Genomic DNA, 255 nt, shown 5'->3' with positions numbered 1-255 from the left:
CACCTTTCCCTCACGGTACTGGTCCGCTATCGGTCATCAGGTAGTATTCAGGCTTACCAGGTGGTCCTGGCAGATTCACACGAAGTTTCACGGGCTCCGTGCTACTCGGGAAACACCACGCGCGGCAGCAATGATTTCGTCTACGGGACTCACACCCTCTACGGCACACCACTCAAGATGATTCGACTATCACGCTGCACTCACACGACCCAGCCGGCAGACCGGGCACTGATGCTCCCACAACCCCGCCCATGC

General features: G+C 58.4%; 1 rRNA gene. It reads right to left on the bottom strand.

From position 1 onward, the window contains the following. A 23S ribosomal RNA gene (locus QSJ40_RS12660) occupies positions 1-255 on the bottom strand; the annotation flags it as partial.

Origin of the sequence: Kocuria sp. NBRC 114282 (assembly GCF_030268385.1) — a bacterium.
In the GTDB taxonomy this organism is placed as follows: domain Bacteria; phylum Actinomycetota; class Actinomycetes; order Actinomycetales; family Micrococcaceae; genus Kocuria; species Kocuria palustris.
Note: the sequence above shows the minus strand (reverse complement) of the source record. Positions and strands in the feature narration are given on the sequence as shown.